Raw genomic sequence first — 7,560 nt, 5'->3', positions numbered from 1 at the left:
GCATAAACCCTAAAATTATACCATTAGCATTGGTGCCAGTCAATCGTATTAAATTTAAAGCAATCCTCCTATGGAGCTGATGCTTTTCCATTGCCAAGGCCAGCATAAACCCACCCATAAAAAGGAAAATGATAGGACTTGCATAAGGAGCAGTTGCATCAGTGAGGTTAAACACTCCTGTGCTTGGAAATAGAACCATGGGCAACAGAGCCGTAGCAAAAATGGGGATAGCCTCAAATATCCACCAAATGATCATCCAATAAGGCAATGGAAAACACATCCCAACCAATTTCAGGAAACCAAAATTGGGGATTGGTCAATTGTATCACCATGAACAATAATGGTCCCAAAATCAATGCTAAATATTTCAATATAGATTTTTGAGGCATATTTACAATTGATTTTCAAGGGGTTTATTCTTCTCAAAATATTTACACATATGAGTGATCTTGCATTCTTCGCATTTTGGTCTTCTCGCAACACAAACATATCTACCATGCAAAATCAACCAATGATGGGCTACATGCACATATTCTGAAGGAATATGTTTAATTAAAGTTTTTTCTACTTCAAGCGGGGTTTTAGCATTATTATTGACCAATCCTAACCTCTTTGACACCCTAAAAACATGTGTATCAACTGCCATGGTGGGTTGATTATAAACAACAGAAGCAATAACATTAGCAGTTTTTCTACCAACGCCTGGCATTTTCTGTAAATCGTCTACTGATTCTGGAACCTCCGAATTGAAGTTTTCCACCAACATTTTAGCCATCCCTAGCAAATGTTTGGTTTTATTGTTCATAAAAGAAATACTCTTGATATAAGGTAGTACCTCATCAAAGTGTGAGTTAGCTAAATGCTCTGGAGTGGGAAAAGCTTCAAAGAGGGCTGGTGTGACTATATTCACCCTTTTATCTGTGCACTGGGCAGATAAAATAACAGCCACAAGCAGTTGGTACGGATTTTCGTAATGTAATTCCGTTTCTGCTTGTGGCTGGTCTTCAGAAAAATATTCTAAAAATGCTTCGTAGCGTTCTTTCCTTGTCATTTGCTAATCCTTTACAGGATGCAAATTAACAGCTTTAGAATAATCTAAAATAGTATTAATGGTTTTTTCTGAAGGGGCCATCATTCCCCCGTCCATTTGCTTTTTCAGCCATAGTAGTTCATGGTATTGCTCAAAGAGCTCCATGTCCTCGCTTAAGGCTTGTTCGATTTGCTGATTTTCATCCAGCTCTGTTTCTTCATAAACATATCGGATTAAATCATCATGAGTAAAAATTGTGGTCATAGGCTATATTATATTGTTGCATCTTTTTCCTCAAATTAATGAGGGCATAGCGCATTCGGCCTAATGCAGTGTTGATGCTAACGCCCGTTTGATCTGAAATTTCCTTAAAACTCATGTCCATATAATGGCGCATGATCAGCACTTGCTTTTGTGCTTCAGGCAATTCCTGTATCAATTTTCTAAGCGATTTATGTACATCTTTCTTCATTTGTGCGTCCTCAAACGTGCCTTCTGCAAATTCGAGGGTTTCGAATACACTATTTCCATCATCCATAACGATGGTAGGGTACCTTTTATTTTTCCTGAACTTATCAATTGCTAAATTATGTGCAATTCTTAAAATCCAGGGCAAAAATTTACCTTCTTCGTTATAACGTCCGGATTTCAAAGTTCGTATAGCCTTAATGAAAACTTCTTGCATTAAATCTTCAGCTACGTACTGATCTTTAACAATCATGTAGATAGTTGTGAAAATTCTTGACTTGTGGCGGTTTACTAGTTCTTCAAACGCTACTTCATTACCATTGATATACTGACCGACTAATTGGCTGTCGTCCAGTTTTGTTTTTTGATTATTCATCTTAAAACACCTTGTTTAGTTTGGTAAAAGTTTATTCTATAGCGTTAAATTTTAGAGGTGAAACATTCTTTTATAGCATCGAAAGTATTCAAATGATTTTAAAACACAAAAATATTTTTCGATTTATTTTATAGTGACAACAGAAATAGAAAAAAGGTTGGAATGCAGATAATAAATTATTTTTAAAGACGTTTAAGTGACATTTTTTTAGCTTTAACTCTAGAATTTTGTTTTTAGTTCGTTTTTTGGTCACATTCAAAAATGGAATGTGTATTTAACCTATTTCTACAAACTTAATCTATTAATCTTTGTTTTATCTTAAATAATAATAGATTTGTACAGTTTAATTGGTATATTTATCGAATAATATGGTAAATCAAGGTGAAATAACACAATTGTTGGTGAAAGTAAATAATGGGGACATTAATGCCTATAATAAAATATTCCCTATAATTTATAGTGAATTACGCCACATAGCTCATAGGATACGTTTTCAATATTTCGGTATAGAAACATTGAACACTACTGCCATTGTGCACGAAGCCTATTTGAAAATAATTAATTCAGAAGCGGACTGGAATAGCCGAGCTCATTTTTATGGAGTCGCAGGAAAAGCCATGCGCCATATTTTATTGAATGCAGCACGTAGAAAAAATGCTATTAAGAGAGGTCGAGATGCGCAACATTTGTGTTTTGAAGAATGGGAAGAAAAAATTAATTTGTCTGATGAATGTTCAGATGAACTTTTGAGATTAGATGAAGTCCTGAATGAACTCGAAAGAAAAGACAGCAAACAAGTAAAAATAGTGGAGTGTAGGTTTTTTGCTAATATGACTATAGAAGAAACAGCAGCAGTACTTGATATATCTCCCTCCACTGTAAAAAGAAATTGGCAAGTAATTAAAGCTTGGATATACAGTCAGATTCAGGCTAGAAAAACGGCTTAAATATAATGGGATATTCGTGGAGTGAATTGGAAGATATTTTCCAAAACGCATTACAAATGCCTGCCTCCGAGCGGGTAAATTATGTCGAAATACATGCAAAAGATGATGAGCGTCTAAAGCAAACAGTGCTTATGATGCTCCGAGATGCCGAAAATGCCGATCAATATTTTGACAAACTTCAAGAAGGCATAGCTGATGGATTTGAAGAGAAAAAGGAGGACATTTATCAGCCTGGAGATATTGTAGATAAATATAAAATTATTAATGCTCTAGGTAGAGGAGGAATGGGGCAGGTCTATTTGGCCGAAAGAAATGATCAGCAATTTGAGCAAAAGGTAGCGATTAAATGCTTCTCTCCTGAGGAGGTAAAACAAAATTTCTTTGAAAATTTCCGGAATGAAAAACAGTTTTTAGCTACCCTTAATCATGCAGCTATAGCTCATATATTAGATGGTGGTGTGACAGATGATGGAATCCATTATATCATTATGGAATATGCAAATGGATTGCCCATTGATGAATATTTAGAGAAACATCATTTGAGTGTTCAGGAAAAACTTCAATTGTTTTTAAAAATATCTGATGCCATCAATTATGCTCATAATCGATTAATTCTGCATTTAGATATTAAGCCATCTAATATATTAGTAAATGAAGAAGGACAAGTAAAGCTCTTAGATTTTGGGATTGCCCAAAAAATGGGTGAACCATTGAAACAGAAATATATTATAGCCTCACCTTTTTATGCTGCCCCCGAGCAGCTAAAGCAAAAACCTGTGAGTGTTGCCACAGATATATTTCAATTGGGCATTCTGTTGCACCTCATATTGTCAAACAAATTTCCTTTTGATAAAGAAAAATTCCCTAATGATTCAAAAAGAGAGTTTGGTTTAGAGCAGAATCTAATTAACAAAGAGTTCTTGTCGATTATTAAAAAATGTTTGAATGAATCTCCTGAGGAACGTTATGTCTCAGTATCTGCATTGGCTCAAGATGTTGAGAATTTTTTACGCTCTAGACCAGTAAATGTTCACAGTCAAAACTGGTCTTACTTTGCCGGTAAATTTATTGAAAGGAATAAAATAAAGATATTGCTTTCTATTCTTCTAATTATATCAATGGGTGTGGGAATTATCTTTTCATCTTATCAGGCAAATAAAGCAAGAGAAAATGAGCTGAAGGCAATTAAGACAAATGAATTTCTTTTAGATATTTTCAAAAATGCAGACCCAAACATAACAGAGGGAAATCTCACAGTTAAGGAGATTTTGGATAATAGTGTAAATAGTATTGAATCAAAATTTGAGGATAAAGAATTTAAGTTAAGCCTTTATGATCGTTTAATTAATATTTATACTAATGTTTATTTATGGAATGATTCTAGAGAATTAGCTGAAGATGTACTCAATAGATATCAAAATATAGATAACTATAGCAAACTTAAAATTATGAGTACGCTGGGAGGTAATTATCGAGAATTATCGGAATACCAGAAAGCTGATTCAATTTTTTCGATTTTAATGCAAAGAATTGATAGGGATGTAAAAGAATTACCCTTAGATTTTAAAATTGAAAACATATTAGCATTTGCTAAATCTCAGCAGATTCAAGGAAATTATGACACTGCGCTTCAAATAATTGATAGAGCTAATGATTTGATTAATAATAAAACTCTGGAAAAGGATAGAGCAGATATTTATAATCATTATGCCTCTGTATATAAAGCCCTCTCCAAATATGATTCAGCGTCATATTATCAGACTAAAGCCATCAATATCCTTAAATTGAACAAAAGTCCAGAACATCAGAATGCCTTGGCCATATATTATAATAATCAAGGTAATCTATACAGAGATATGGCTCAATATGATTCTGCCATCGCTTCATTTGAGCAATCTATTAGTTTAAAAAGAAAAATCGATTCTAAAGCAAATCTTGATGTAGCTATTACTTTAAGTAATTTGGGGGGTACCTATTACAAAAAAAAGAATTATGATAGCGCATCTATTATTTTGAATAGAGCAATAGAGATATTTAGTACTCAACTCAAGCCAGACAACAACTTTATTGTTTCAACTCGATATAGTTTAGCCAACATTTATTACAATCAATTGAAATTTGAAAAGGCATTGTCCGAATATAAGGAGATTTTAAATGCAGATACTACTAATTTTGGTATAGACCATCCTTATGTGGCAGATGATTATATATCAATTTCTAATTGCTACAGAGAATTAGAAGAAACTGATAAGGCTTATGAGTATTTGAAAAAAGCTGAAAGCATTATCGAAGAGAAATTTGATGAAAGTCATCAGAAGACCTCTTACCTTTATAACAAATTTGGAATATTATTCGAAAAACAGGAAAACTACACCATGGCACAGATGTATTTTCAGGAATCTTATAACCTGGCCAATAAATATCTTGGAGAAGACCACCGCTACACCCAAGAGTATAAAAAGGATGTAGAGAGAATATCTAATATCATGAAGGGAGATCTTAATAAAATGTAATGTATTGAATATTCAAACCTAATAAATCAGGTTTTTTTAAACTTTTATCTTAATAACATATTACTTTTAGTATTACTTGAATACTGAATATGAAGGCAATCATTATAGGTGCAGGAATAGGCGGAATAGCCACTTCTATCCGTTTAGCGAAGAAAGGTTATGATGTGGAAGTTTATGAACAAAATAGCTACCCTGGAGGGAAGTTGTCTGTTTTTGAGCAAGATGGTTTTCGTTTTGATGCAGGGCCGTCTCTATTCACCCTTCCTGAAATGGTAGATGATCTGGTGGCACTGCAAAAGGATAATAGCCAAATTAAATTTCCTTATAAAAAACTTGATGAATCTTGTCGTTATTTTTGGGAAGATGGCAAAAAATTAACTGCTTATACCAAGCCTGAAAAATTCGGAGAGGAAGTAGAAAAGGTTTTAGGTGTTCCTGCAGAGGTTATAGTGAATTATATAAAAAAGGCTGAATTTAAATACGAGAAGTCGGCTAAAATATTTTTGGAAAAATCACTTCACAAAACATCCACATTTCTATCTAAAGAGATTCTACCTGCATTATTAAATATATATAAGTTTGATTTGTTTGAAAGTATGAATCAGGTGAATGAGTCACAATTAAAAGACCCTAAGCTGGTTCAGTTATTTAATCGGTTTGCTACCTACAATGGGTCCGACCCATATCAGGCGCCTGGTATATTAACTTCCATTGCCAATCTTGAATTGAACAGAGGTACTTTCTATCCAGAGGCTGGAATGTATCAAATTACGGATACACTTTGCAAAGTAGCGGAAAGTTTAGGAGTAAATTTCCATTTCAATGCAGGAGTTGAAAAAATTGCAGTTGAGAATAAGAGAGCTACAGGTATTTACCAAAATGGCCAAATGATTCCAGCAGATTTGGTGGTGAGCAATATGGATATTTATCCAACATACAAAAGATTATTAGCTGACCAGAAACAACCTGAAGCTATTTTAAATCAGGAAAGAAGTAGTTCCGCTTTGATTTTTTATTGGGGTATTGATAAAGAGTTTAATGAACTCGGGCTACATAATATTTTCTTTAGCGATGATTATAAAAAAGAATTCCAACATATTTTCAAATCCAAAACAATAGCAGCTGATCCCACTATTTATGTAAACATTACTTCAAAGCATACGCAATCAGATGCACCAAAAGGTATGGAAAATTGGTTTGTGATGGTAAATGTACCTTCTAACAGTGGTCAGGATTGGGATCAATTGATTCCCGAGATAAAAACATCAGTATTATCTAAACTAAGTAGAATCTTAGATACAGATATTTTGAATCATATTAAAACAGAAAGTATTTTAGAACCACGTACTATTGAGAGTAAAACTTCTTCTTATCAAGGGGCGCTTTATGGCAGTAGTTCAAATAATCGATATTCGGCATTTTTGAGGCATCCTAACTTTCATCAAAAAATAAAAGCTCTATATTTTTCAGGAGGAAGTGTACATCCAGGAGGAGGAATTCCCTTATGTTTGCTTTCAGCTAAAATTATTGATGACCTAAGTCCGGAAATTTCATGAATTCAGACACTTTCAGCAATATTATCCAAAAGATTAAGTCGAAGCCGGTAATTGGTATAATAGTGATTTCTGCTTTTTATTTTTTCGGTATTTTAGGTATTCTTTCTGATAATAGGGAGTGGTTTATTGAAAAAACAGCCTTTAACTTGACGCTCTCATTTATCATACTTCTATTATATCAAAAAAAGTATAACTGGTCCTTAATTTGGGCTTTTTTGTTTTGTTACTTTATTGGATATACAGCCGAATATTTAGGTGTAAACTTTGGTTTAATATTCGGGGAATATATTTATCCGGATACTCTGGGGCCACAGCTAGGAGGAGTCCCCATAATTATTGGTGTGAATTGGTTTTTGATTACATTTTGTGTTGCTTCCTTAATATTCCCCCTTAAGATTAATGCTTTTATAAAAGTTATAATCGCAACTATTCTTACTGTGCTAATAGATGTAATGATAGAGCCAGTAGCAATGGAAATAGATTTCTGGAATTGGGAAAATAACGAAGTACCGCTTCAAAATTACTTAGGTTGGGCTGTAATTTCATTTTTTATTTTTAGCTTTTATTCGATAATTAAACTTTCGGTGAGGAATAAAGTGGCAATAATTCTGCTGTTTTGGCAAGTAATATTTTTTGCTGTTTTAAACTTTTTTCTTTAAAATGAATGAAT

Annotated in this window: 9 protein-coding genes; 4 read left to right on the top strand and 5 right to left on the bottom strand. The window is 33.4% G+C overall.

The genetic code is table 11. From position 1 onward, the window contains the following. The 5 genes from Q0L29_RS09075 to Q0L29_RS09055 form a co-directional block, all read right to left on the bottom strand. Positions 1–256, bottom strand: a 256-nt coding sequence (locus Q0L29_RS09075) for an SLC13 family permease (protein WP_296621010.1), incomplete at its 3' end; no start/stop codon positions are given. Further along, a complete protein-coding gene (locus Q0L29_RS09070) occupies positions 234–389 on the bottom strand; it encodes a hypothetical protein (protein WP_296621008.1) in 156 nt (51 codons plus the stop codon). The genes Q0L29_RS09075 and Q0L29_RS09070, both read right to left, overlap by 23 nt. A 2-nt stretch (positions 390–391) precedes the next feature. Continuing rightward, on the bottom strand, positions 392–1,051 hold the full coding sequence (gene nth / locus Q0L29_RS09065; RefSeq protein WP_296621007.1) for an endonuclease III: 660 nt from the start codon (positions 1,049–1,051) through the stop codon (positions 392–394). A 3-nt stretch (positions 1,052–1,054) separates the two neighbouring features. Next, positions 1,055–1,294 carry a hypothetical protein gene (locus Q0L29_RS09060; protein WP_296621005.1) on the bottom strand — a complete coding sequence of 80 codons (240 nt, stop codon included), beginning with the start codon at positions 1,292–1,294 and terminating at the stop codon, positions 1,055–1,057. Continuing rightward, complete coding sequence (locus Q0L29_RS09055; RefSeq protein WP_296621003.1) at positions 1,272–1,874, bottom strand: sigma-70 family RNA polymerase sigma factor; 603 nt, start codon at positions 1,872–1,874, stop codon at positions 1,272–1,274. Before Q0L29_RS09055 ends, Q0L29_RS09060 begins: the two co-directional genes overlap by 23 nt. A gap of 368 nt (positions 1,875–2,242) precedes the next feature. On the opposite strand from Q0L29_RS09055, the gene Q0L29_RS09050 reads away from it, so the two are divergent. The 4 genes from Q0L29_RS09050 to Q0L29_RS09035 all read left to right on the top strand — a co-directional run bounded on the left by Q0L29_RS09050 (position 2,243) and on the right by Q0L29_RS09035 (position 7,549). After that, the gene (locus Q0L29_RS09050) at positions 2,243–2,821 is read left to right on the top strand and encodes an ECF-type sigma factor (protein WP_296621001.1); all 579 of its coding nucleotides are present in this window, start codon (positions 2,243–2,245) and stop codon (positions 2,819–2,821) included. A 5-nt stretch (positions 2,822–2,826) separates the two neighbouring features. Then, positions 2,827–5,334 carry a tetratricopeptide repeat protein gene (locus Q0L29_RS09045; protein WP_296620999.1) on the top strand — a complete coding sequence of 836 codons (2,508 nt, stop codon included), beginning with the start codon at positions 2,827–2,829 and terminating at the stop codon, positions 5,332–5,334. Positions 5,335–5,423: 89 nt separating this feature from the next. Continuing rightward, entirely contained in the window at positions 5,424–6,890 is a 1,467-nt protein-coding gene (gene crtD / locus Q0L29_RS09040; protein ID WP_296620997.1) for a 1-hydroxycarotenoid 3,4-desaturase CrtD, read from the top strand. Next, positions 6,887–7,549: a carotenoid biosynthesis protein gene (locus Q0L29_RS09035; protein WP_296620994.1), complete on the top strand. Its 663-nt coding sequence runs from the start codon at positions 6,887–6,889 to the stop codon at positions 7,547–7,549. The genes crtD and Q0L29_RS09035 overlap by 4 nt, the downstream gene beginning before the upstream one ends. The last annotated feature ends 11 nt before the right edge of the window (positions 7,550–7,560 follow it).

The organism is Marivirga sp., from assembly GCF_024636815.1.
Classification (GTDB): Bacteria; Bacteroidota; Bacteroidia; order Cytophagales; family Cyclobacteriaceae; genus Marivirga.
This window is presented reverse-complemented; position numbering and strand designations above follow the sequence as displayed.